The sequence below is a fragment of the Clostridium sp. AF29-8BH genome (assembly GCF_003478145.1).
Taxonomy (GTDB): Bacteria; Bacillota; Clostridia; order Lachnospirales; family Lachnospiraceae; genus Otoolea; species Otoolea fessa.
In genome coordinates, this window is sequence record NZ_QUEL01000009.1 from 46,207 (window position 1) to 68,344 (window position 22,138).

General features: G+C 48.9%; 20 protein-coding genes. 14 read left to right on the plus strand and 6 right to left on the minus strand.

Translation table 11 applies throughout. The features are described 5' to 3' along the window. The first annotated feature begins 236 nt into the window (after window positions 1-236). The 5 genes from DWZ16_RS07630 to DWZ16_RS07645 all read left to right on the plus strand — a co-directional run bounded on the left by DWZ16_RS07630 (window position 237) and on the right by DWZ16_RS07645 (window position 5,056). A complete protein-coding gene (locus DWZ16_RS07630) occupies window positions 237-1,409 on the plus strand; it encodes an MFS transporter (RefSeq protein ID WP_118522548.1) in 1,173 nt (390 codons plus the stop codon). A gap of 284 nt (window positions 1,410-1,693) precedes the next feature. Continuing rightward, entirely contained in the window at window positions 1,694-3,685 is a 1,992-nt protein-coding gene (gene uvrB / locus DWZ16_RS07635; RefSeq protein ID WP_118522549.1) for an excinuclease ABC subunit UvrB, read from the plus strand. Window positions 3,686-3,843: 158 nt separating this feature from the next. Further along, a complete protein-coding gene (locus DWZ16_RS07640) occupies window positions 3,844-4,413 on the plus strand; it encodes a threonine/serine exporter family protein (RefSeq protein WP_412694305.1) in 570 nt (189 codons plus the stop codon). Then, entirely contained in the window at window positions 4,410-4,613 is a 204-nt protein-coding gene (locus DWZ16_RS16730) for a threonine/serine exporter family protein (protein WP_347475033.1), read from the plus strand. The genes DWZ16_RS07640 and DWZ16_RS16730 overlap by 4 nt, the downstream gene beginning before the upstream one ends. After that, window positions 4,610-5,056 (plus strand): threonine/serine exporter family protein, encoded by a 447-nt coding sequence (locus DWZ16_RS07645; RefSeq protein ID WP_243021959.1) that lies wholly within the window; start codon window positions 4,610-4,612, stop codon window positions 5,054-5,056. Before DWZ16_RS16730 ends, DWZ16_RS07645 begins: the two co-directional genes overlap by 4 nt. Here the strand turns inward: DWZ16_RS07645 and DWZ16_RS07650 are convergent. Continuing rightward, window positions 5,010-5,954: a DUF5688 family protein gene (locus DWZ16_RS07650; RefSeq protein ID WP_118522550.1), complete on the minus strand. Its 945-nt coding sequence runs from the start codon at window positions 5,952-5,954 to the stop codon at window positions 5,010-5,012. The genes DWZ16_RS07645 and DWZ16_RS07650 overlap by 47 nt on opposite strands. A 1,037-nt stretch (window positions 5,955-6,991) precedes the next feature. Then, window positions 6,992-7,972, minus strand: coding sequence for a radical SAM protein (locus DWZ16_RS07660; protein ID WP_118522552.1), 981 nt, complete (start codon window positions 7,970-7,972; stop codon window positions 6,992-6,994). Between the two features lie 196 nt (window positions 7,973-8,168). On the opposite strand from DWZ16_RS07660, the gene DWZ16_RS07665 reads away from it, so the two are divergent. Beyond that, complete coding sequence (locus DWZ16_RS07665) at window positions 8,169-8,315, plus strand: hypothetical protein (RefSeq protein ID WP_243017769.1); 147 nt, start codon at window positions 8,169-8,171, stop codon at window positions 8,313-8,315. Here the strand turns inward: DWZ16_RS07665 and DWZ16_RS07670 are convergent. From DWZ16_RS07670 to DWZ16_RS07680, 3 genes are all read right to left on the minus strand, one after another. Continuing rightward, complete coding sequence (locus DWZ16_RS07670) at window positions 8,312-8,875, minus strand: DNA-deoxyinosine glycosylase (protein WP_118522553.1); 564 nt, start codon at window positions 8,873-8,875, stop codon at window positions 8,312-8,314. The genes DWZ16_RS07665 and DWZ16_RS07670 overlap by 4 nt on opposite strands. 562 nt (window positions 8,876-9,437) lie before the next feature. Continuing rightward, the gene (locus tag DWZ16_RS07675; RefSeq protein ID WP_107001055.1) at window positions 9,438-9,677 is read right to left on the minus strand and encodes a hypothetical protein; all 240 of its coding nucleotides are present in this window, start codon (window positions 9,675-9,677) and stop codon (window positions 9,438-9,440) included. A 58-nt stretch (window positions 9,678-9,735) separates the two neighbouring features. After that, on the minus strand, window positions 9,736-10,239 hold the full coding sequence (locus DWZ16_RS07680) for a GNAT family N-acetyltransferase (RefSeq protein ID WP_107001054.1): 504 nt from the start codon (window positions 10,237-10,239) through the stop codon (window positions 9,736-9,738). Window positions 10,240-10,796: 557 nt separating this feature from the next. On the opposite strand from DWZ16_RS07680, the gene ftsH reads away from it, so the two are divergent. Then, window positions 10,797-12,914: an ATP-dependent zinc metalloprotease FtsH gene (ftsH, locus tag DWZ16_RS07685; RefSeq protein ID WP_118522554.1), complete on the plus strand. Its 2,118-nt coding sequence runs from the start codon at window positions 10,797-10,799 to the stop codon at window positions 12,912-12,914. A 138-nt stretch (window positions 12,915-13,052) separates the two neighbouring features. Here ftsH and DWZ16_RS07690 read toward each other — a convergent pair whose 3' ends face one another. Beyond that, the gene (locus DWZ16_RS07690) at window positions 13,053-14,531 is read right to left on the minus strand and encodes a DUF1846 domain-containing protein (protein ID WP_022359314.1); all 1,479 of its coding nucleotides are present in this window, start codon (window positions 14,529-14,531) and stop codon (window positions 13,053-13,055) included. Window positions 14,532-15,205: 674 nt separating this feature from the next. Here DWZ16_RS07690 and DWZ16_RS07700 point away from each other — a divergent pair. The 7 genes from DWZ16_RS07700 (at window position 15,206) to DWZ16_RS07730 (ending at window position 22,024) form a co-directional block, all read left to right on the plus strand. Continuing rightward, on the plus strand, window positions 15,206-15,799 hold the full coding sequence (locus tag DWZ16_RS07700; RefSeq protein ID WP_117795860.1) for a DUF1653 domain-containing protein: 594 nt from the start codon (window positions 15,206-15,208) through the stop codon (window positions 15,797-15,799). A gap of 112 nt (window positions 15,800-15,911) precedes the next feature. Beyond that, a complete protein-coding gene (gene uvrC, locus DWZ16_RS07705) occupies window positions 15,912-17,789 on the plus strand; it encodes an excinuclease ABC subunit UvrC (RefSeq protein ID WP_118522555.1) in 1,878 nt (625 codons plus the stop codon). A gap of 40 nt (window positions 17,790-17,829) precedes the next feature. Further along, window positions 17,830-18,756 (plus strand): HPr(Ser) kinase/phosphatase, encoded by a 927-nt coding sequence (gene hprK / locus DWZ16_RS07710; protein WP_022359298.1) that lies wholly within the window; start codon window positions 17,830-17,832, stop codon window positions 18,754-18,756. 96 nt (window positions 18,757-18,852) lie between these two features. Further along, the gene (gene murB, locus DWZ16_RS07715) at window positions 18,853-19,767 is read left to right on the plus strand and encodes a UDP-N-acetylmuramate dehydrogenase (protein WP_118522556.1); all 915 of its coding nucleotides are present in this window, start codon (window positions 18,853-18,855) and stop codon (window positions 19,765-19,767) included. Window positions 19,768-19,807: 40 nt separating this feature from the next. Then, window positions 19,808-20,683 carry an RNase adapter RapZ gene (gene rapZ / locus DWZ16_RS07720; protein WP_022359300.1) on the plus strand — a complete coding sequence of 292 codons (876 nt, stop codon included), beginning with the start codon at window positions 19,808-19,810 and terminating at the stop codon, window positions 20,681-20,683. Window positions 20,684-20,699: 16 nt separating this feature from the next. Next, the gene (whiA, locus tag DWZ16_RS07725) at window positions 20,700-21,656 is read left to right on the plus strand and encodes a DNA-binding protein WhiA (protein ID WP_022359301.1); all 957 of its coding nucleotides are present in this window, start codon (window positions 20,700-20,702) and stop codon (window positions 21,654-21,656) included. Between the two features lie 113 nt (window positions 21,657-21,769). After that, the gene (locus DWZ16_RS07730; protein ID WP_107001048.1) at window positions 21,770-22,024 is read left to right on the plus strand and encodes an HPr family phosphocarrier protein; all 255 of its coding nucleotides are present in this window, start codon (window positions 21,770-21,772) and stop codon (window positions 22,022-22,024) included. Window positions 22,025-22,138 lie beyond the last annotated feature (114 nt).

Consider the following 22,138-nt stretch of genomic DNA (forward strand, 5'->3'; position numbering starts at 1 on the left):
GTGTGAACAGTGAAACATCTACCTTAGAATAAAAATCTTAGAATAAAAAAATTTAAGTATTTCTTTCTGAATGAATTTCATTTATGATAAAAGGAATGGAGTATTGTTTTAAGAAACGATACATGGATTTTTGCCTGCTGGCCCATGTTTTCGTACGGTCAGCGCAGTAAATGCGCAGACCCACTGAACAGTTACCAAAATTCTAGTATAAAACTTACATTCGGGGAGAAATTAATATGAAAGAACAAATGAAGAAAATAGCGCTGCTATCGCTGTCATTGATACTGACATCGGCGTATTCTGTTTCGATCGTGCTGCCATCGCTGCTGCAGCATTTCAGTGAATATACAACCGCACAGGTGGAGATGTTGATCTCAGCACCGTCGTTTGCGATCACTGTCATGATCGTGCTGAATGCATGGCTGTCGCGTTATATGAAAGACCGTTCAATGATTGTGGGCGGTCTGCTTCTTTTATCGGTCAGCGGCATGGTACCGGTGTTTGTACAGGAATATCCGGTGATGTTCGCGTCCAGGATTTTCCTGGGGATCGGGATTGGGCTCATTAATGCGAAAGCAATCAGCATTTTCAGTGAATATTATGAAGGCAGGGAAAAAGCGGCGCTGCTCGGATACCGCGGATCGGCGGAGGTGCTGGGAAGCGCGGTTATGACGCTGGTTGCTGGAAAATTGGTGTTGATCCGGTGGAATCTGGCATTTTGGGTGTACGCGCTCGGATTTGTGATTGTACTTCTGTATCTTGTATGGGTTCCGGGAAGTATGGAGCCGGGACAGAGTGCAGGGGCAGAGAAAGAAAGTCTGGAAGCGGAGGCAGATGGAAAAAGAGAATGCTGGAAAAAAGAAGTCCTGCCCATTGCTTATGCAGTGTTTGCGGGGTTTGTCATCTGCATCTACTGTTCCAATTCCCTGCGTGTCCCGATGCTGATTTTAGAGAAGAAACTTGGAACGGAGTCGGAAGCCAGCATCATTCTCACGCTCATGATGCTGATGGGAATAGCTGCCGGTGTTTATTTTGGAAAACTGACGATGTGGTGGAAGGAAAAATTACCGGGGGTTGGATGCTTGATGCTTGGAGCGGGGATGCTTCTGACCGCATATGCGGGCAATCTGCCGCTGATTGGAGTTGGCATCAGTATCGTCGGATTTTTCTATACCGTTCTGGTTACCTATTCCTTCCACCAGATTTCCGAGCGGATTCCGCAGTCTTCTATCAATACAGCCACATCAATTGTGCTGGTCGGTTGCAATCTGGGAGCGGCGTGTTCGCCGTTTGTGCTGAAATGGATGGGAAGATTCAGCGAGGGCGTGAGCGTGCCGTTTGTGGGGTATGCGGGGATGATGGGAGTATTAGGAATCGTTCTGATAGTAGTCACGGGAAGAAAGAAATAATACAGTAAACCAATAATAGGAATAACGGCAAAATCTGCAACCAGAACTGTATCGTACGGAATCTTCAGTTTAGAAAATTCAGAAAATTCCTACCTGTGAACAGTTATCTGAAATCGAACGTTTGTACTGATTTGTTTTGCTTTTATGTATACATTCATGGGTGGATTTGGTATAATAGAAATACTTAATGGGATTTTTTGTGTACTAGGAAATTCCTTGGAATCCCCTATTACACAAAAAGGCACATTCTTTATTTGTGAATTATATCAAATCAGGAGAAAGCAATGGATCATTTTGAGTTGGTATCAGAATACAGCCCGACCGGCGACCAGCCGCAGGCGATTGAAAAGCTGGTGGAGGGCTTCAAGGAAGGAAATCAGTTCCAGACATTACTGGGGGTAACGGGCTCTGGCAAGACGTTTACGATGGCAAATGTGATTCAGAAGCTGAATAAGCCGACGTTAATTATTGCACATAATAAGACGCTGGCAGCCCAGCTTTATTCGGAAATGAAGGAATTTTTTCCCAATAATGCGGTGGAATACTTTGTCAGCTACTATGACTACTACCAGCCGGAGGCTTACGTCCCGTCCACGGACACATACATCGAGAAGGATTCCTCTATCAACGACGAGATCGATAAGCTGCGGCATTCAGCGACGGCGGCGCTGTCGGAGCGGCAGGGTGTGATTATTGTGGCATCGGTTTCCTGTATCTATGGTCTGGGAAGCCCGATCGATTACAAAAACATGGTTATTTCCCTGCGCCCGGGCATGGAGAAAGACCGCGACGAGGTCATTCACAAGCTGATCGACATTCAGTACAGCCGGAATGACATGGATTTCAAGCGAGGTTCGTTCCGGGTGCGCGGCGATGTGCTGGAGGTATACCCGGCGTATTCGGGCGGCGATGCGTACCGGATTGAGTTTTTCGGGGATGAGGTAGACCGGATCACAGAGATTGACACGCTGACGGGCGAGATCAAGGCGCAGTTAGGACATATCGCGATTTTCCCGGCATCGCATTATGTCATCCCGAAAGAGCGGATGGAGATTGCGGCAAACAATATTTTAGAGGAAATGAAGGAGCAGGTCGCTTACTTTAAGAGTGAGGATAAGCTTCTGGAGGCACAGAGAATCGCGGAGCGGACGAATTTTGATGTGGAAATGATGCGGGAAACAGGCTTCTGTTCCGGTATCGAGAATTATTCGCGCCATCTGATTGGTTCGAAACCGGGAGAACCGCCGTGTACGCTGATGGATTATTTCCCGGATGAATTTCTGGTGATTGTGGACGAGTCGCACATCACGCTGCCGCAGGTGCGCGGTATGTACGCGGGCGACCAGTCGCGCAAGAAAACGCTGGTGGAATATGGCTTCCGCCTGCCATCGGCGCTGGATAACCGACCGTTAAATTTTGAAGAATTTGAGAGCAAACTGGATCAGATTCTCTGCGTTTCAGCAACACCGGGCGAGTATGAGGCAGATCATGAGCTTTTGCGGGCAGAGCAGGTGATCCGTCCAACGGGACTTCTTGATCCGCCGATTGAGGTGAGACCGGTCGAGGGACAGATCGACGATCTGATTTCGGAGGTCAACCGGGAGGTGGATCGAGGGTTTAAGGTGCTTGTTACGACGCTGACAAAGCGGATGGCAGAAGACCTGACCGACTATATGCGCGATGCGGGAATCCGCGTCAAATATCTGCATTCGGATATTGACACGTTGGAACGCGCCCAGATTATCCGGGATATGCGTCTGAATGTCTTCGATGTGCTGGTCGGCATCAATCTGCTTCGTGAGGGTCTGGATATCCCGGAGATTGCGCTGGTGGCGATTCTGGATGCGGATAAAGAGGGATTCCTGCGTTCGGAAACGTCCCTGATTCAGACGATTGGCCGAGCAGCGCGAAATTCTGAGGGGCATGTTATCATGTATGCAGATTCGATCACGGATTCGATGCGGGCGGCGATCGAGGAGACGGAGCGAAGACGCGCGATTCAGCAGGCGTACAATGAGGAACATCACATCACGCCGACGACGATCAAGAAAGCTGTCCGGGATCTGATCACGATCTCGCAGGCAGCCGAACCGGTTACGAATAAGGTAACGAAGGATCTGGAATCGATGGATCGCCAGGAATTAGAAAAACTCGTAAAGGAACTAACGAAGAAGATGAATCAGGCGGCAGCCGAGCTGAATTTCGAGGAAGCGGTCGTGCTGCGTGACCGTATGGTAGAGGTCAAGAAAATGTTGCTGGATTTGGAAAATTCGTAACTGTTCAGTAGGTCTGCGCATTTACTGCGCTGACCGTACGAAAACATGGGCCAGCAGGCAAAAATCTCATTGCCGCGGGCAATTTTTAATGGATTTTTGCGCGTGACTGTGAAGGTACTGAACAGTTACGAAAATTCGTAAATCAGAGGGTGGTTGGTATGGAATATGGAGCGCTGATGGAGATGGCGGTCCGGGCGGGGGAGATCATGCTGGCGAGCGGAGCGGAGGTCTACCGTGTGGAGGACACGATTCACCGTATTTTAAAGCATTCAGGGATTGCACGGGCAGATGTGTTTGTCGTGACGACGGGGATCGTGGCGACGATTGCGGATGCATCACTTCCGCCGCTTACCTTGGTAAAAAGGGTGGAAAACCGGGCAACGAATTTGAACCGCATCTATCAGGTAAACAATGTTTCAAGGGAATTTTGCAGTGGAAAATTGTCCGTCAGGGAGGCGCAGGAACGACTGGATCGGATTGCTAATACGACATTATACGGATTCTGGAAGAAATGTATTGGCTATGCGGCAACGACGGGATTTTTTGCGGTGATGTTTGGAGGCGGTCCGGGCGAATGCCTGGTGGCGGCTGTCGTGGGAGTCGTTCTTGCGTTTGTCTTGCGGGCGGCGTCCAACCTTATGCTGAATGATTTCTGTCAAAATGCACTTGGCTCGTTTGCACTGGCGGTTGCGGCGTATCTGCTGCGCCGTGGGCATTTCTGGGAATGAGCCTGGATGTAGTGATTATCAGCGCAATCATGCCGCTGGTGCCTGGGGTCACATTTACGGCAGCAATCCGCGATACGCTGAATGGAGATTACAGTTCGGGAGTCGCGCGGATGGCGGAGGCAGTCGTGGTGGCGCTGGCGGTTGCGTCGGGCGTCGGTCTGGCGATCGTGGCAGTCCGGCTGGCGGGAGGATCGGTATGACAGAGATGATAAGAGAATTGATGATCCAGAGCGTGGGAGCATTTCTGGCGATTTTTGGTTTTTCCCTGCTGGTCGATATGCCGCGGAAATATCTGGTTTATGCGGGCATTACCGGAGGTGCCGGATGGCTGGCGTACCTGGTATCGATGCAGGTGGGAACCTCGCAGGTGGCGGCGGCATTTTTTTCCAGTCTGGCAGCGGCTCTGCTGAGTCAGGTATTTGCACGCGTGTTAAAAGCGCCCGTCACGATCTTTCTGGTGGCAGGAATCCTGCCGACGGTGCCGGGCGCATCGATCTACCGGAGCGTCTATTTTCTGATACAGGGACAGACAAAATGGTACAATTTTTATCTGCTCCAGACGATCCAGATAGCGGGGGCGATGGCGGTTGCCATCTTTATTGTGGATTCACTGTTCCGTCTGCTCCGGAATAAAGCGTCGTAGTGGAACTGGGCGGCAGGTAGAGACAGCCCTGAATCCTGCTAAAATAATAAATATGATCTGACAGGCGGTCTTCAGCGGGCACATCCGACTGATTGATCGCCTGAACCATTTCATTGAGTTCTTCCGGCGGAAGGGAGACGCTGCTGGGAGTGAGAAGCACTTCATGGATGCTGGATGGAAGGATAATCAGATCTTCGCCCAGGCTTTCGGCAAAATCTTTTAAGACGCGGGGATAGAGCATGCAGGCAGCGCCGTTGATGCCGCGCGAATTTGTCAGAACGTAGAGAGCGACCGATGGAAGAGCTTCCGTTTCAACGATGTCCTCCATTTCGAGCTGATTGAGGGTGGATTCGATGGAGCTGATGTGGTACGGCAGCATGCGAGGTGTATTTTCTTCCGCCAGTATGCCGAGCTCTTCCAGAGAAATATCCCACAGGGCAAGATGGTCGCTGTGTACCAGGGTCGTCATCTGCCCCTCCTCATTGTCAGTGAGGATCAGATAGAAAACGATCGCCAGATCGAGATACGGAATATGTGGGATGTGGGAGAGAAGCACCTTATTTTTAGCGGCATGGATCAATTTGTAGGCAATCCGGCCGCGTACGGCATCAAAATCACGCAGTTCCTCGCAGATATCCTCCGAAAATCCTGGATTTGTCTCATACACCATCAGGATCTGATCGGTAATAATGGAGAGCGGCATCCCTTCCTCCGCTTCATTATAGTAGGCGTTCAGATAGACAGTCGGTGATAACCGTGAGCCGGGTTTCGTAAAGCTCAGCCCGTCGAGCATCAGTCCATTATTTTTCAGAACCCGCCGCAGGGAGACGTTGGCTTTTTTGTTGAGGCGCGTCTGCACCATCGACTGGATTGTTTTCAAAAAAGTTTCATAGACCATAGAGTACCTCCTGAAATAAAATTGCAGATAGGGGATGTCCGCTTGCTCATGTAGGTTATGAATTTCAACAAGATGAGAAACAGTTTCCCCGTGTGAATAAGTTTTAAGGAATCAAATCAAGAAGCAGTCATGAAGTTTGAGATGTGAAGAAAGATTGCTTAGTGATTAAAAAATAAATAAAAAGTTCAGAGTTTTAGCGTTTATCTTTTGAGTGCGTAAGTATGAAAATAGTCATGGAAATCATCGAAAAAACTGAACATGAGAATCGCAGGAACCAGTAAGATGTGAAAAAATTGTCTGCATATAAAGAAGCAGGTGCCAAATGCACCGATATCATGATTATACTGGAAAATGGGAAGATTGGCAAGAAAAATAACAGGGAAAAAAGTGAAGTTCTGGTTGCGGATTTGTTGCTGTTCACGCATACGTTCCCAGTAACAGTTTGCATGACGCTCATAATGTGTGAACGATGGTAAATAAAGAGATAAGATGGCGCGACTGCGAGATGAAAACTAATAGCTGGCATTCGTGGTGGAAATAAAACTGAAAAATAACAAGAAAATACAAAATTAGTATTGACAAAATGCGACATATGTATTAGAATAAAACCATCAAAAGAAACAAGAAATAAAACAAAAAAAGAAGGGAGCTGATTCCACCGAAAACATAAAACTGGTTCAATTTTTTAATAAAAAAAATTGAACAAAGGAAAACCAAAATCAACAAGTAAAAATCAGTCAATCATCTATCATACATATTTAGAAACAGGATTCGGTTTAGTGATATGACGAGAAAGTATCATTAAAAAGAAGCGTTTTTTAAAAGAGAGATAGATAAGTGGAAAAAGAAAAAATAAGATTGAACGATTCAGAAATTGTTGAAAAAGGAATCAAAATTGAATAAAGGAAAAGTTCAAAGAAAGAGGTATCATCCAATGGACGAGATAGTTTAAAGGGTATCGATAAAATGTCAATTTATCGATACCCTTTTTCTGGTTCATGGAAAAGCATCAAGAAGGCTCTTTTCTTATATAAATATCAAATCCCCTGCAATTCAAACGGCGGCGTGTATTCTTCTTTCGCGCTGCTTTTTTCCTGCATAAAGCCCTGTGTGAGTCCCAGCTCAATCGCGGCATCGACGACTTTCTGGTATTCGTAGCTTGTGATGCGGCGGTTGATTTCCGGATATTTGCTGCTCTGGTAGAAGGGGGTGTACTGGCTCATAAGGCTTACCAGAAAATGCCCCTCCGGGAGGTTGTCGTGAATCCAGTGGAGCAGGCGGATGGAATCGTCTTTGTGTTTCGGAAGAACCATATGCCGCAGGATCACGCCGCGCTTCATGAGCTGGCAGGCCTGGCCATTTTCGGAGAAATCTTCCAATACCAGCGGACCGGTGTGCTCGATCATCCGTTTGACTGCTGCGGAGGCGACCGGAAAATAGTCCGGGGCGGCGGAATAGCGGGCGGACAGCTCGGAAGAGTAATATTTTAAATCCGGCAGCCAGATATCGATATAGGGAGTCAGCGCGTCAACCGCCTCCAGCGTCTCATAACCGCCGCAGTTGTAGACGATCGGGATGGAAAGCTGCGGTTTGACTCGTTTTAAGACAGGCAGTAGCGACGGAAGGTACTGTGTCGGTGTCACCAGATTGATATTGTGCGCGCCCTGTGCCTGCAGTTCCAGAAAAATTTCCTCCAGGCGCGTTTCGGAAATATCTTTTCCAAAGCCTTCGCTGCTGATCTGGTAGTTCTGGCAGAAGCAGCAGCGCAGCGTGCAGCCGGAAAAAAAGATGGTACCGCTTCCGTGCAGACCGCTGATACACGGTTCCTCCCACGGATGAAGCGCCGCGCGTGCCGCCCGGATACCGGCAGGGCTGTGACACCAGCCCTGTTTTTTTGTGCGGTTGATCTGACAATTTCGCGGACAGCAATGGCAGCTTTCGTAAGAGTAGGCGGCTGGTTCTGAGAACTGGACAGGCGAGCCGACACCTGAATTAGGGAGGGGAATATATGTGTTCATAGGTTTTGCTTCCTTCTATAAATTAAAGTAATCATTACAGTGCGGACTTATAACGAAGTAACCAACAGTTTTTATAAGAATTTTTGTAAAGATAATTCCTTCAAAGGTTTTTTACATAGTTCAAATCTGTGTTGAATCTGAAAAATCGATCGTTATAATGTATTTATTCTACTAAGAAAGATGAGCAGTGTCAAATGTGATTACATTTAATACGAAAGGGCTGGACTTTGCACTGACGGCACTGTTTGTAATGATTTTTACGGAACAGTGGATCGGACAGAAGCGTCATTGGCCGGCAGGAACTGTATTTTATATGATTCTGGTGCAGATGGTGTTTGTTTAGATGATGCGTGTTGTTGCCTCGCGTGCGTTGCCATCGGAAACAGTGTTTTTTGTTTCAGATCCGGGTTCCCCCAGGATCTGGTTGATACATTTCCAGGCATCTGTCAGCCGGTCGAGGTTCCAGGCGGCATTGGCGGGGCTGGTGGATGGCAGTTTGATTGCCTCAATGCCAGTCTGTTTACGGCAGAAGCGGTCGTACATTTTTCCAGACAGCCCGCCGTTTGTGTAAATCGTCTGGATGGAAGCGTGATCCAGAATAGAGGCGAGGTCGTTTGGGACAACGTCGCGGATGGAACTGTCGCTGGATCCTTCGATGGAACAGCTGTGGATGGTGTCCCAAACGGCGATGTGGTTCCGCAGCAGAAATTCCTTCTTTTCCTCGATGGAGGATGGAACGTCTTCCTTTCGCAGGCGCGCTAAGAGCTTCCAGAAACGATTCTGTGGGTGCCCGTAGAAAAAACAGCTTTCTCGGGATTTGACCGACGGAAAGGAACCGAGGATCAGGATGCGGGAGTCGGCGTCAAAAACAGGCGGGATTGGGTGGATGATGTGGGATGGCATGGTGGAACCTCCTTTTTGCGGATTATTGTTGTCAATTATAATAAATACGAAATCAATTTTCGACTTTGATCTGGCTTCATTTGGTGCATGGACATGATACTCACGAACCCGCGCTATCGCGCGCTACCGCCCTGCTTCGCATGGCTGTTTGTTCGGTAATGGCGCAAGAAAAGAATATGTCTGCTTCGCAGCCGCATTCTTTTCTTCTGGGCTCATTATACCATGACCACTAAATTCGTGAAACACCTCATTAAGTGGTCAGGCATATGTTCTCACTAGACTCGAAAATACCTCGTCAAGTGTTCACATTATATCATAGATCAAAAATGATAGAATGTTTTTTTGAAACTCCCTTTTTACAAAAGTGTGTCTGATGCATACTAACTCATAATTATACGAAACACCACACTTTTATTCGTTTTCTATTCATTTCCGGCTAATGGGTATTCATTTTTACTCTAAGTTATCATGCAATTTATTAGAATGGAATTTTTGAAAGAGCCAGCACCTTGAATGGGCTGACTCTTTCAATGTCACCTGTAATTGACAAACTGGAATTGTTCTACTTCTTTATCTTTTTAATATCCTGATACAGCCCATATCCCAGAAACAGGATTCCAATAATAAACGCAATACCAGCCGCTATTGCTAAAAAAGGACCTACATATTCAAGACCTGCTGCAAATAAAGTGGCATTCCACGAAGCTACTCCACTCATAAATATCGCAGCAGAAATATATCGTGCAGAAATTAAAACTGCTGACATGAAACAGAAAATAGCACCTACAATTTTGTTTTCCATTTAAATCACCTCCAAATTCCGATTTTTCGTTCTCTGTGACTTCCCAATAAACGGGAATTTATCGTTTTATTCTGGTATAAAACTCTTTTTCATCTTGGTGATGAATATAGGCCCCATTTTTAATCTGCACACGCAAAGATGCCATATTATCCCTATGAACAGACATATATATTTCGTCTTCTTTAATAATGTGCCAGGCTTTTTCGATTGTCAATCTCAACCCTTCCGAGGCGTATCCCTTGCCTCTGAATTCTTTCTTTATTCCATATCCTATATGGCCTCCTCCGTTTGCAAGTGCAGGAGTAAGGTAATGACGCACGCGAAATAATCCTACTATTTTCTCATCATCCCATAAGAAAAAATCCGTTTCTGGAACCCATCCATCAGCCAGATCAATTCCCTTTTCAGCATTAATATAACCAGGTAATATTTTTATTTCAAATTCCTTTCTTGAACATCCAGACGCAAAATTCGTAAATCCATTTTCATTGGAAGGGGTATTAGTAATAAATTCGTATTCCTTTTCAATATCTTCCAAATTAGCTGATTTTAAGTACAACATAAAAAGCTGCTTCCTCCTATTTTTCTCAAAGAGTTCGGTCAATCCCGATTTGTATAACAGTAGTCTAACACACGTTGTTTAAAAATACTACAGCCAAGCCAATGTCTGTAATTTGCCCTAAAATTTCATTTTATGGAATTTGGACTACTTGATTTTCTAATTGCATACGCAATTCGTGAAATGTATCATTATACTGTTGATACATCAGACACACAAATGTAAATAGGGACTTTTTAAAAAGCAATTTTTCGAATAACTGTGACGAGGTAACTGTATCGGGAAGAGATACACAGAGGATGATTTTGATGGCATTTCATATATGCAGAGAAAACACCTATATTTTATAAGGAGTTCACAAGTTTTTAATATTTTCACTTCTTGATTTATAGGCAATCTGCCACTATAATGGATAAGAGTACGCAGAAATTTGCGCGCTGATGGGGAAGAAAAGCGGGTCTGAAGCCGGATGAGAAGCAGATGCGGCAGATTTAGAGGGCTTTTGAGTAACCTGATGTGACAGATTCCGGATGTACAGTGACACAGAATGGAGAAAGTGTATGGATAATAAGGGAAACCAGAATAAAAATGGAAAAAATCCCCGCGGTCAGAATTATGCAGTGCTGATCATGACGATGCTGTTTACGCTTCTCTGCGTGGCGATGATGCACAACCTCTGGCAGGGCAGCCGCACGCACAAGATGCCGTACAGCGAGTTTAATCAGATGCTTAAGGATCACGAGGTAGAATCGGTTGTGATTGGCAATGGAAAGATTCAGATCACGCCGAAGGAAGATTCGAAGAAATATGGCGGCAGCCAGGGCAAATACGGAAATCTGGTAGGAATGGAGTACTACACGATTCCGATCAACGATCCAGATTTGGAGAAGAAGCTGGATGAAGCTGGTGTTACGACCTATGAACAGGCAGAAGTGGATGCGACAGGCAGTATTATCATGCTTCTGCTTGAGTGGGTGCTTCCGATTGCAGCGATGTTCGTCATTTTCAATATGATGATGAAGCGCATGGGCGGCGGAGGCGGCATAATGGGTGTCGGCAAGAGCAATGCCAAAGTATATGTACAGAAAGAAACCGGCGTTACGTTCAAGGATGTGGCAGGCGAGGATGAGGCGAAGGAGTCTCTGACGGAGATTGTTGATTTCCTGCATAACCCGGGAAAATATACGAAGATTGGTGCGAAACTGCCAAAGGGTGCGCTGTTAGTCGGACCGCCAGGAACCGGTAAAACACTTCTTGCCAAGGCAGTAGCTGGAGAGGCGAAGGTTCCGTTTTTCTCTCTGTCCGGTTCGGATTTTGTGGAAATGTTTGTCGGCGTCGGCGCATCCCGTGTGCGTGACCTGTTCAAGCAGGCGCAGCAGTCGGCTCCGTGTATCATTTTCATCGATGAGGTGGATGCGATCGGTAAAAGCCGAGATTCGCGTCTGGGCGGCAACGATGAACGTGAGCAGACGTTAAACCAGCTCCTTTCAGAGATGGATGGATTTGATTCCTCCAAGGGTCTTCTCGTAATGGCGGCGACGAACCGCCCGGAGATTCTGGATCCGGCGCTGCTTCGTCCGGGACGTTTTGACCGCCGGATTATCGTGGATAAGCCGGATTTAAAGGGGCGTGTGCAGATTTTAAAGGTACATTCCAAGGATGTAAAACTGGATGAGACGGTTGATTTCGAGGAGATCGCGCTGGCGACATCCGGCGCTGTAGGTGCGGATCTTGCCAATATGATGAACGAGGCGGCGATCACAGCCGTTAAGAATGGCAGGAAAGCCGTTTCCCAGAAGGATTTATTTGAGGCAGTTGAGCTGGTTCTGGTTGGCAAAGAGAAGAAAGACCGCATCCTGAGCCAGGAAGAGCGCCGGATTGTTTCGTATCATGAGGTTGGTCATGCGCTGGTCAGCGCCCTGCAGAAGGATTCGGAGCCGGTACAGAAGATCACGATTGTGCCGCGTACCATGGGTGCGCTCGGCTATGTCATGCAGGTGCCGGAGGAAGAGAAGTACTTAAATACTGAGAAGGAAATCCGCGCGATGCTGGTCGGATTTTTAGGCGGACGTGCGGCTGAGGAGATCGTTTTTGATACGGTAACGACAGGTGCGTCAAATGATATTGAAAAAGCAACCCGGATCGCGCGTGCGATGGTAACCCAGTACGGTATGTCCAAGAAGTTCGGTCTGATGGGACTGGAAAGCCAGGAAAATCAGTACCTGAACGGGAGAACCGTCCTGAATTGCAGTGATATGACAGCGGCAGAGATTGACAAGGAAGTCATGCATATTCTGAAGGTTTCTTATGAGGAGGCAAAACGCCTGCTGAGTGAAAACCGCGAGGCGCTTGATAAGATTGCGGCGTTCCTGATTGAGAAAGAGACGATCACCGGTAAAGAGTTCATGAAGATTTTCCATGAGGTAAAGGGAATTCCGGAGCTGGAGGAAAAGAAACAGGAAGGCGAGGACCGGATTGAGATGCCGGAGGCTGAGAAGACAGGCGATGAGGTGCAGCCGGTAAAGACTGCGGAAGAAACGAACGCGGAAGACCCACAGAACCAGCAGAATCTGGAAGCAAAACTGGCGGATGAAGCACCGAAATCGGCAGAAGCTGTAGCAGCAGAGAGTCCAAATGAGGATGAGATGCGCGGTGGAAGCTCGTTCGACCGGAAATAAAAGTGATGTATAGCATAAAAGAAATATTTATACAGTAAATAGAACGGCTGTATTTCAGCAATGTGAATTCATATATTGAAAAATCTATGAGTTCTGTTTTGCTGAGATACAGCCGTTATTTATATAGGATTATATCAATTACTGGTACAGGCGGTTGTGCTCATATACCGGCTCGGAGGTCAGTTCGATGCCGAGACGTTTGAAGGTCTTGATATCAACCTCCGACAGCATGACGGAGGTGTGAACCTGGCAGCCGCGCAGTTTTTCGAGCTGTTCCAGGGCGATCTGTGCGTGTTTGTTGGTAGCGGCGCACATGGACAGCGCGATCAGAACTTCATCGGTGTGGAGACGTGGGTTGCGGCTTCCGAGGTACTCGACTTTCAGCTTCTGGATCGGCTCGATCGCGATCGGGGAGATCAGGTGCTCATCGTGCGGAATATTGCCAAGTACCTTGACAGCATTCAGAAGCAGGGCAGCGGAAGCGCCGAGCAGGTTGGTTGTCTTTCCGGTAGCGATGGTTCCGTCCGGAAGTTCGATGGCAGCAGCCGGAGCACCGGTTTCTTCGGCGCGTTTCAGGGCAGCCGGAACAACCTTGCGCATATCGGTGGTCAGTTTTGCCTGCTTCATCAGAAGTTCGATCTTATAAACTTCCTCTTTGCCGACATCCTCTTTGACAACGCGGTTTAATGCCTGATAGTAGCGGCGCAGGATTTCCTGACGGGATGCTTCGCAGCAGGCTTCGTCGTCAATGATGCAGTTTCCTGCCATGTTGACGCCCATATCAGTCGGGGATTTGTACGGGTTCTCGCCGTAGATTCCCTCGAAAATAGCGCTCAGAACCGGGAAAATCTCGATGTCACGGTTGTAGTTGACCGTTGTTACACCATAAGCCTCCAGATGGAACGGATCGATCATGTTGACATCGTTTAAGTCAGCGGTCGCTGCCTCGTATGCCAGGTTGACCGGGTGCTTTAACGGGATATTCCAGATCGGGAAGGTCTCAAATTTGGCATATCCAGCCTTGACGCCGCGTTTGTTCTCGTGGTAGAGCTGGGAAAGGCAGGTTGCCATTTTTCCGCTTCCCGGTCCCGGCGCGGTGACAACAACGAGTGGACGTTTGGTTTCAATGTAATCATTTTTACCATAACCTTCATCGCTGACGATCAGCGGAACATTGCCCGGATAACCGTCGATGGTGTAGTGGCGGTAAACCTTGATGCCCATGGATTCGAGCTTGTGTTTGAAGACATCCGCAGTGTTCTGCCCGGAATAGTGGGTGATTACAACGCTTCCAACATAGAGTCCCTTGTCGGTAAAGGACTGAATCAGACGGAGTACGTCTACGTCGTAAGTAATGCCGAGGTCGGAACGTACTTTGTTTTTCTCGATATCCGCAGCACTGATGACGATGACGATCTCCGCCTGATCCGCTAACTGCAGAAGCATCCGCAGCTTGCTGTCAGGTGCAAAGCCCGGAAGAACCCGGGATGCGTGGTAGTCATCGAACAGTTTTCCGCCAAATTCGAGGTAGAGCTTATCACCGAACTGGTTGATACGCTCACGGATATGTTCCGACTGCATTTTCAGGTATTTGTTGTTGTCAAAACCGATTTTCATCTAATCCTCCGTTCTTAGTTTCGTCCCGCACAGAATACCGGTATCGCGGTGGGGGCAGATGCCGGTTTCCATCTGGTGGGATGAAAATCATATGTTTGTATGGATGATTGCGCCGCCAGGTCACAGTCCATGTCCGGCACAGACTGCCATTCGCAGTTGTTTATGTCGATGCTCTTTGTGTGAAATGAACGCAGCACAGCAGACCGCAAAGAATCACAATTAGTTCTATTATCCTACAAAAAAGTCTATTTGAGTAGAGGGAAAATAAAAAAAATTTAAAATCGGAAAAATGACGGATTTGGTTTTCGGAAATGTAATATTTTCTGGCGAAAATTTTTGTGTACAGGCGATGGGGATGGAGGAAAGAAAATCTGGATGTAAATTGATAAAAAACAGAAAAGGGCATACAAAATGTGATATAATGAGCGCAGAAGAAAAGAATGCGGCTGCGAAGCAGACATATTCTTTTCTTGCGCCATTAACGAACGAACAGCCATGCGAAGCAGGGCGGTGGAGCGCGATAGCGCGGATTCGTGAGTGGACGGGTGAGAATACGTTCTTATGATATAATGAGCGCAAGTGAGCCAGAAAGCTGCTTGCAGATTTAAGGCGAACGGCGAATCGTGATATAATGTGAACACTTAGCGAGATGTTTTAAGGAGGTATCGGCATTCATGCGGGAAATTCCAAAGCCGGGCGAGCGGTACCGGCATTTTAAAAATAAAGAATATCAGATTCTGGCGGTGGCGACCCACTCGGAAACGGGGGAAAAGATGGTTGTCTATCAGGCGCTCTATGGAGAATATGGCGTCTGGGTTAGACCGCTTTCTATGTTTATGGAAGAGGTAGATCGGGTAAAATATCCGGAGGCGGCGCAGAGATACCGGTTTGAGCGGATTGCGGCGGGTCCGTGGGAAAATTCGAAACAGCAGGAAATAAGGACAACCAGAACGACTCATGTCGTAAATGAAGGTGTACGCCGTTCGAAAATGGCTGACGCAGCCACTCATTCCTGGGACACACCGCAGGAGGAACCGGAACTGCATCCGCTTGTGGCAGAATTTCTGGATCAGGAAACGACCGAGGGCAGGCTGGAAGTGCTCCAGAGAATGAGCGGCAAGGTAGCTAAGCGGGATCTCGACAGTCTCTGCTTCTGTCTGGATATGAATCCGGTCGGTGGAAGCGTGGAGGAAGAGCTGGACGCGATCCGTCAGTGCATCCGGATGCAGCAGAGGTACGATGCACCGCGTCTGCGGTATGGAAAGTGAGCGGCTGTCTGGCAGAAGAGTCTGGGTAACTGTTCACGGGTAGGCACTTTTGGAACCGAAAGTGCCGTAAGAAAACGTGGTGGCAGCAGATTAGAAAACAGGATGGTTTGAGATGTTTCAAATAGAAGAAGAACTGAAAAAACTGCCGGGGCAGCCGGGTGTTTATATTATGCACGATGCGAAGGACGCGATCATCTATGTCGGCAAGGCGATCAGCCTGAAAAACCGAGTCCGTCAATATTTCCAGAGCAGCCGGGATAAGACGGCGAAGATCAAGCAGATGGTCTCGAAGATAGCACGTTTTGAGTATATCGTGACGGATTCGGAGCTGGAAGCGCTGGTGCTGGAGTGCAACCTGATCAAAGAGCACCGCCCACGCTACAATACGATGCTCAAGGATGACAAGACGTACCCGTACATCAAGGTGACGGCTTCGGAGGAGTACCCGCGGATCTTGTTTTCACGCCAGATGAAAAAGGATAAAAATAAGTATTTTGGTCCTTTTACGAGCGCGGGAGCAGTCAAAGACACAATCGAGCTGATTCGGAAGATATACCGGATCCGGGCGTGCAGCCGGAAGCTGCCGCAGGATATGGGAAAGGACCGTCCGTGCCTTTATTACCATATTCACCAGTGCGACGCGCCATGTCAGGGGTATATTTCACAGGCAGATTATCAGAAATCGGTGAAGCAGGCGGTCGGGTTTTTAAATGGACAGTATGAGCCGGTCATGAAATATCTGGAAGAAAAGATGAGGACGGCGTCCGAGACGATGGAGTTTGAGAAGGCGATTGAGTACCGGGATCTGCTTGACAGTGTCAGAAAGGTGGCGCAGAAGCAGAAGATTACGAGCCAGAGCATGGAAGATCGGGATATTATCGCGATGGCGAAGGATGAGCGCGATGCGGTTGTGCAGGTGTTCTTCGTGCGCGATGGCAAGCTTATTGGGCGGGAACATTTCCATATGAATCTGACCGGCTCGGAGAGCAAGGCAGAAATCTTAAACAGCTTCGTCAAACAGTTTTACGCGGGAACGCCGTTTGTGCCGCATGAGATCTGGGTGCAGGAGGAGTTAGAGGACGCGGAGGTTATCGCCAGCTTCCTGACGGCGCGCCGGGGACAGAAGGTGCGCTTTGTCGTGCCAAAGATGGGCGAGAAAGAGCGGCTGGTCGAGCTGGCAGAGAAGAATGCGAAGATGGTGCTCTCCCAGGATAAGGAGAAGATCAAGCGCGAGGAGCTCCGGACGATCGGGGCGATGAATCAGATTGGATCGTGGATCGGGTTTTCGGGAATCAAGCGGGTAGAAGCCTACGATATTTCCAATATCAGCGGTTTTGAGTCGGTCGGTTCGATGATTGTCTACGAAAATGGACGTCCGAAACGCAATGATTACCGCAAATTCCGTATCCGGACGGTTCAGGGACCGAACGACTACGCTTCGATGCGCGAGGTGCTGCTGCGGCGGTTTTCTCATGGCCTGGAGGAGACGAAGAAACTGCAAGCCGAGGGCGGCGATCTGGCGATGGGAAGTTTTACGCGTTTTCCAGATCTGCTGATGATGGATGGCGGACGCGGACAGGTTAATATCGCGCTGGAGGTATTAAGAGAGCTTCAGCTGGAAATACCGGTCTGTGGCATGGTAAAGGATGATAACCACCGGACGAGGGGATTGTATTATCAGAATGTGGAAATTCCAATCGATCGCCATTCGGAAGGATTTCAGCTGATCACCCGGATTCAGGACGAGGCGCACCGGTTTGCGATCGAGTACCACCGGAGTCTCCGGGGCAAGGAGCAGGTGCGCTCCGTGCTGGATGATATCAAGGGCATCGGACCAGCGCGCCGTAAGTCTCTGATGCGGACGTTCAAGACAATCGAAGCAGTCCGGGAGGCGAGCGTGGAGGAGCTGGAAGCTGCGCCACAGATGAACCGGGCAGCCGCCGAGGCAGTCTATATATTTTTCCGTGATGACAAGCAGGGGAAGATGTGATAGGATGTAGACAATAGTAAAAATAAAAGGAGACAAAAGTATGGGTGGAGTGACGATAACAGAACTGATCGATAAGATGGGGCTTCGCAATATGACGCCGGAGCTGGAGACGGACAATGTTATGCTGGTGCATGCGGATGTGAACCGTCCGGCATTGCAGCTGACTGGATTTTTCGACCATTTTGACAAGGACCGTGTGCAGATCATCGGTTATGTGGAAAATGCGTACATCTCGACCCTGACTCCGCAGCGCCGCCGGGAAATGTTTGACAAACTGCTGTCTTCGGGTATACCATGTCTGGTATATAGCCGCGGCATGGCACCGGAGGAGGAAGTGCTGGAGCTGTGTAACCATTATGGGGTTCCGTGCATGGTATCGGAGAAGACGACTTCGGATCTGATGGCGGAGATCATCCGCTGGCTGAACGTCAAGATGGCGCCGATGATCAGCATTCACGGCGTACTGGTCGATGTATTTGGCGAGGGTGTCCTGATTATGGGCGAGAGCGGTATCGGCAAGAGTGAGGCAGCGCTGGAACTGATTAAGCGCGGTCACCGTCTCGTCAGCGATGATGTGGTCGAGATCCGCCGCGTCAGCGATGAAACCCTGATCGGTTCGGCACCGGATATTACCCGTCATTTCATCGAGCTTCGCGGTATCGGCATTATCGATGTCAAGACGCTGTTCGGTGTAGAGAGCGTAAAGGATACACAGTCGATTGACATGGTAATCAAGCTGGAAGAGTGGGATAAGGACAAGGAGTATGACCGCCTTGGCATGGAAGATCAGTATACCGAGTTCCTTGGCAACAAGATTGTATGCCATTCAATTCCGATCCGTCCGGGACGTAACCTGGCAATTATCGTAGAGTCGGCGGCAGTCAACTATCGTACCAAGAAGATGGGATATAATGCGGCGAAAGAACTGTACAAGCGGGTACAGGCGAACCTGGCAAGAAGAGATTAATGGAACGCTTCACGCAGTCTGATTCGTGTGATTTAGTGCGGAAATCCTGACTTGCAAGGGATGGAGCCGTTATGAAATGAATAAAGGAAAATAGATATGTCTAATTTTTATCAGAAACTTTGTGATGCCATCGGCGCTGCTTCCGTGCGGGAGCAGGAGCCGATGAGCGCACATACGACCTTTCGGGCTGGTGGACCAGCCCGCTATTTTGTGACCCCGGAGGGCGAAAAAGAGCTGGCGGCAGTGCTGGCGGCGTGCCGGGAGGCAGAGAAAGCGTATTACATATTAGGAAATGGAAGCAATCTGCTTGTCAGTGATGCGGGCTATCCGGGCGTGATGATCCTTCTGGGAAGCCAGTTTACAGAGGTGGTCCGTCCAGAGGGCGAACCGGGCGTCTATGAGCTGGGCGCCGGTGTGCTGCTTTCGCGTGCCGCCAGGGAGGCGCAGAAGGATGGAATGACCGGATTTGAGTTTGCAGCCGGGATTCCTGGAACTGTGGGCGGCGCGGCGGTCATGAACGCGGGCGCTTACGGCGGAGAATTAAAGGATGTGCTGGAATCTGTGCGCGTGATGACGCCGGACGGCGAGGTAAAAGAGCTTAAAACGGAAGAACTGGATCTGGGTTACCGCCACAGCTGCATCCCGGAGCGCGGATATATCGTTTTATCGGCGCGGATCCGTCTGGAGAAAGGTGATCCGGAAGCGATCAGGGTGCGGATGGATGAACTGGCAGCCAAACGGCGGGAAAAACAGCCGCTGGAATATCCCAGTGCTGGAAGCACCTTTAAGCGCCCTGAGGGCTATTTTGCCGGAAAATTGATCGAAGATGCCGGACTTCGCGGCTATCAGGAGGGCGGCGCACAGGTGTCGGAGAAACACTGTGGTTTCGTTATCAACCGCGACCATGCGACGGCTTCGGACATCGCGGGGCTGTGTGGGACGGTGCAGAAGCGCGTGTATGAGCAGTTTGGGGTGAAACTGGAGACGGAAGTAAAGATGCTGGGCTTTTAAGATATTAAGATATATAGAGTATGGAAAAGGGAGGAACAATATGCGGCTTGTGATCGTAACCGGTATGTCGGGAGCCGGAAAGACGGCGGCACTGAAAATGCTGGAGGACATGGGATTTTACTGTGTTGACAATCTCCCGATCCCGCTGGTAGGAAAATTTGCGGAGCTGGTGCAGAGCAGCAGCGGGGAGGTAAGCTGTGCAGCGTTGGGAATCGATGTCCGCAGCGGCGACGAGCTGGCACAGCTGGAGGGAACGCTGAATGATTGGAATAACATCCAGTTCCCGTATGAGATCCTGTTTCTGGATGCCAGCGATGAGGTGCTGATCAAGCGATATAAGGAAACGCGCCGTTCCCATCCGCTGGCAGGAAAAGAGCGGCTGGACCGCGGTATTGCGAAAGAGCGCCTGAAACTCGATTTCCTGAAAAAGCGGGCGGACTATATTCTGGACACCAGCACGCTTCTGACGCGGGAGCTCAAGGCGGAACTGGAACGGATTTTCATGGGGCGCGAGCGCTTTTCCAGCCTCTTTGTGACGATCTTAAGCTTTGGCTTTAAATATGGGATTCCGTCGGACGCGGATCTCGTGTTTGACGTCCGTTTTCTGCCGAATCCTTATTATGATGAGAATTTAAGAAGCCATACCGGCAATGAGAAGGCGGTGCAGGACTTTGTGCGCCGCGGCGGGACGGCAGACGTATTTTTGGATAAACTCTATGACATGATTGACTTCCTGTTTCCGTACTATGTAAAAGAAGGAAAGAATCAGCTTGTCATAGCCGTAGGATGTACCGGTGGAAAGCACCGTTCAGTTACGGTGGCGAACCGGCTCTATGAGCGCCTCAAGGAGCACTCGGAAATAGGGCTTAAACTGGAACATCGGGACATAGAGATGGATAACCGGACAAAAGGGTAAACGGAGGTAGAGGACTTTGTCATTTTCAGCCCGGGTAAAGGAAGAGCTGTCGCATCAGCTGAGCAAGGCGAGGCACTGCCAGATTGCAGAGCTGGCGGCGATTTTGAGCCTTTGCGGCAAGATTCATATCGATGAAGAGGATCATTTCAGCATACGGATCCACACGGAAAACGTAGCGGTTGCACGAAAATACTTTACATTATTGAAAAATACATTTAATATTAAGGCGGACATTTCGATCCGGCGCAATGCATTTTTAAAAAAGAGCCGTTCTTATACGCTTCTGGTGCGCGATCACGAAAATGCACTCCGGGTGCTGGAGGCGGTCAAGATGGTGGATGCGCAGGGAAATGTCGGGGAAAACCTTTCGGTGGTGCGGAATCTGGTGATTCAGAATGCGTGCTGCAAGAAGGCATTTATCCGGGGCGCTTTTCTGGCAGCCGGATCCTTAAGCGATCCGGAGAAATTTTATCATTTTGAGATCGTATGCGCGTCGCTTGAAAAAGCGGTGCAGCTTCAGAATGTGATTCTGACATTCGACATCGATGCGAAAATAGTTGTCAGAAAGAAGTATTATGTGGTATATATAAAAGAAGGCAGTCAGATTGTGGAACTTCTGGGGCTGATGGAAGCGCATGTGGCATTGATGGAGTTGGAAAATATCCGGATCCTGAAAGAAATGCGAAACAGCGTCAACCGTCAGGTCAACTGCGAGACTGCCAATATCAATAAGACTGTTTCGGCGGCAGTCAAGCAGCTTGCGGATATCACATACATCCGTGATACGGTCGGGCTGGATTACTTGCCGGAGCTTCTTTCAGAGGTAGCACAGGTCCGTCTGGAGATGCCGGATGCAACCTTGAAGGAATTGGGGGAGAATCTGAGCCATCCAGTTGGAAAATCGGGAGTCAATCACAGGCTCAGAAAGATAAGTGCAGTAGCTGAAAGTCTCCGCGAAGAGCGGGGCGAGTAAAGTTAGGTTATTGTTCACAGGCAGGAATTTCCCGGATGGAAAATTCCGTGCGATACAGTAGTGGCAGCGGATTTTGCCGTTTTTTTCGAGCGGGGCTCGATGAGGAGGATATTATGACAAGTAAGGAAATCAGAATTGGTTTGAGTTCAGGTCTGGAGGCACGTCCTGCGGCGATGCTGGTGCAGGTGGCAAGCCAGTATGAGAGCAGCATCTATGTGGAAAGTGAAGAAAAACGCGTCAATGCAAAGAGCATCATGGGCATGATGACGCTGGGACTGGCAGAGGGCGCGCACGTAAAGGTAACGGCTGATGGCAGCGACGAGGAGAGTGCGATCGAGGGAATTGAGAAATATCTGAGCAATCAGTAGAAATCCAGATTTCTGACCGTTTTTCGGAAAGAGACAGGGGACGGAACAGTTACACAAAACAAGAGCTTTGATAGATGAGGGGGTGTCGTTTCGCGGGAAACGGCAGTCCCTTAA

What these genes read in the sequence shown, in the direction of transcription:
- DWZ16_RS07640 (WP_412694305.1), top strand. Translation starts at nt 3,844, where the DNA reads ATGGAATATGGAGCGCTGATGGAGATGGCGGTCCGGGCGGGGGAGATC.
- DWZ16_RS07660 (WP_118522552.1), bottom strand. Translation starts at nt 7,972, where the DNA reads ATGAACACATATATTCCCCTCCCTAATTCAGGTGTCGGCTCGCCTGTC.
- hprK (WP_022359298.1), top strand. Translation starts at nt 17,830, where the DNA reads ATGGGTGGAGTGACGATAACAGAACTGATCGATAAGATGGGGCTTCGC.
- DWZ16_RS07630 (WP_118522548.1), top strand. Translation starts at nt 237, where the DNA reads ATGAAAGAACAAATGAAGAAAATAGCGCTGCTATCGCTGTCATTGATA.
- uvrB (WP_118522549.1), top strand. Translation starts at nt 1,694, where the DNA reads ATGGATCATTTTGAGTTGGTATCAGAATACAGCCCGACCGGCGACCAG.
- DWZ16_RS07700 (WP_117795860.1), top strand. Translation starts at nt 15,206, where the DNA reads ATGCGGGAAATTCCAAAGCCGGGCGAGCGGTACCGGCATTTTAAAAAT.
- uvrC (WP_118522555.1), top strand. Translation starts at nt 15,912, where the DNA reads ATGTTTCAAATAGAAGAAGAACTGAAAAAACTGCCGGGGCAGCCGGGT.
- DWZ16_RS07680 (WP_107001054.1), bottom strand. Translation starts at nt 10,239, where the DNA reads ATGTTGTACTTAAAATCAGCTAATTTGGAAGATATTGAAAAGGAATAC.
- DWZ16_RS07670 (WP_118522553.1), bottom strand. Translation starts at nt 8,875, where the DNA reads ATGCCATCCCACATCATCCACCCAATCCCGCCTGTTTTTGACGCCGAC.
- ftsH (WP_118522554.1), top strand. Translation starts at nt 10,797, where the DNA reads ATGGATAATAAGGGAAACCAGAATAAAAATGGAAAAAATCCCCGCGGT.
- DWZ16_RS07730 (WP_107001048.1), top strand. Translation starts at nt 21,770, where the DNA reads ATGACAAGTAAGGAAATCAGAATTGGTTTGAGTTCAGGTCTGGAGGCA.
- DWZ16_RS16730 (WP_347475033.1), top strand. Translation starts at nt 4,410, where the DNA reads ATGAGCCTGGATGTAGTGATTATCAGCGCAATCATGCCGCTGGTGCCT.
- rapZ (WP_022359300.1), top strand. Translation starts at nt 19,808, where the DNA reads ATGCGGCTTGTGATCGTAACCGGTATGTCGGGAGCCGGAAAGACGGCG.
- DWZ16_RS07690 (WP_022359314.1), bottom strand. Translation starts at nt 14,531, where the DNA reads ATGAAAATCGGTTTTGACAACAACAAATACCTGAAAATGCAGTCGGAA.
- murB (WP_118522556.1), top strand. Translation starts at nt 18,853, where the DNA reads ATGTCTAATTTTTATCAGAAACTTTGTGATGCCATCGGCGCTGCTTCC.
- DWZ16_RS07645 (WP_243021959.1), top strand. Translation starts at nt 4,610, where the DNA reads ATGACAGAGATGATAAGAGAATTGATGATCCAGAGCGTGGGAGCATTT.
- DWZ16_RS07675 (WP_107001055.1), bottom strand. Translation starts at nt 9,677, where the DNA reads ATGGAAAACAAAATTGTAGGTGCTATTTTCTGTTTCATGTCAGCAGTT.
- DWZ16_RS07650 (WP_118522550.1), bottom strand. Translation starts at nt 5,954, where the DNA reads ATGGTCTATGAAACTTTTTTGAAAACAATCCAGTCGATGGTGCAGACG.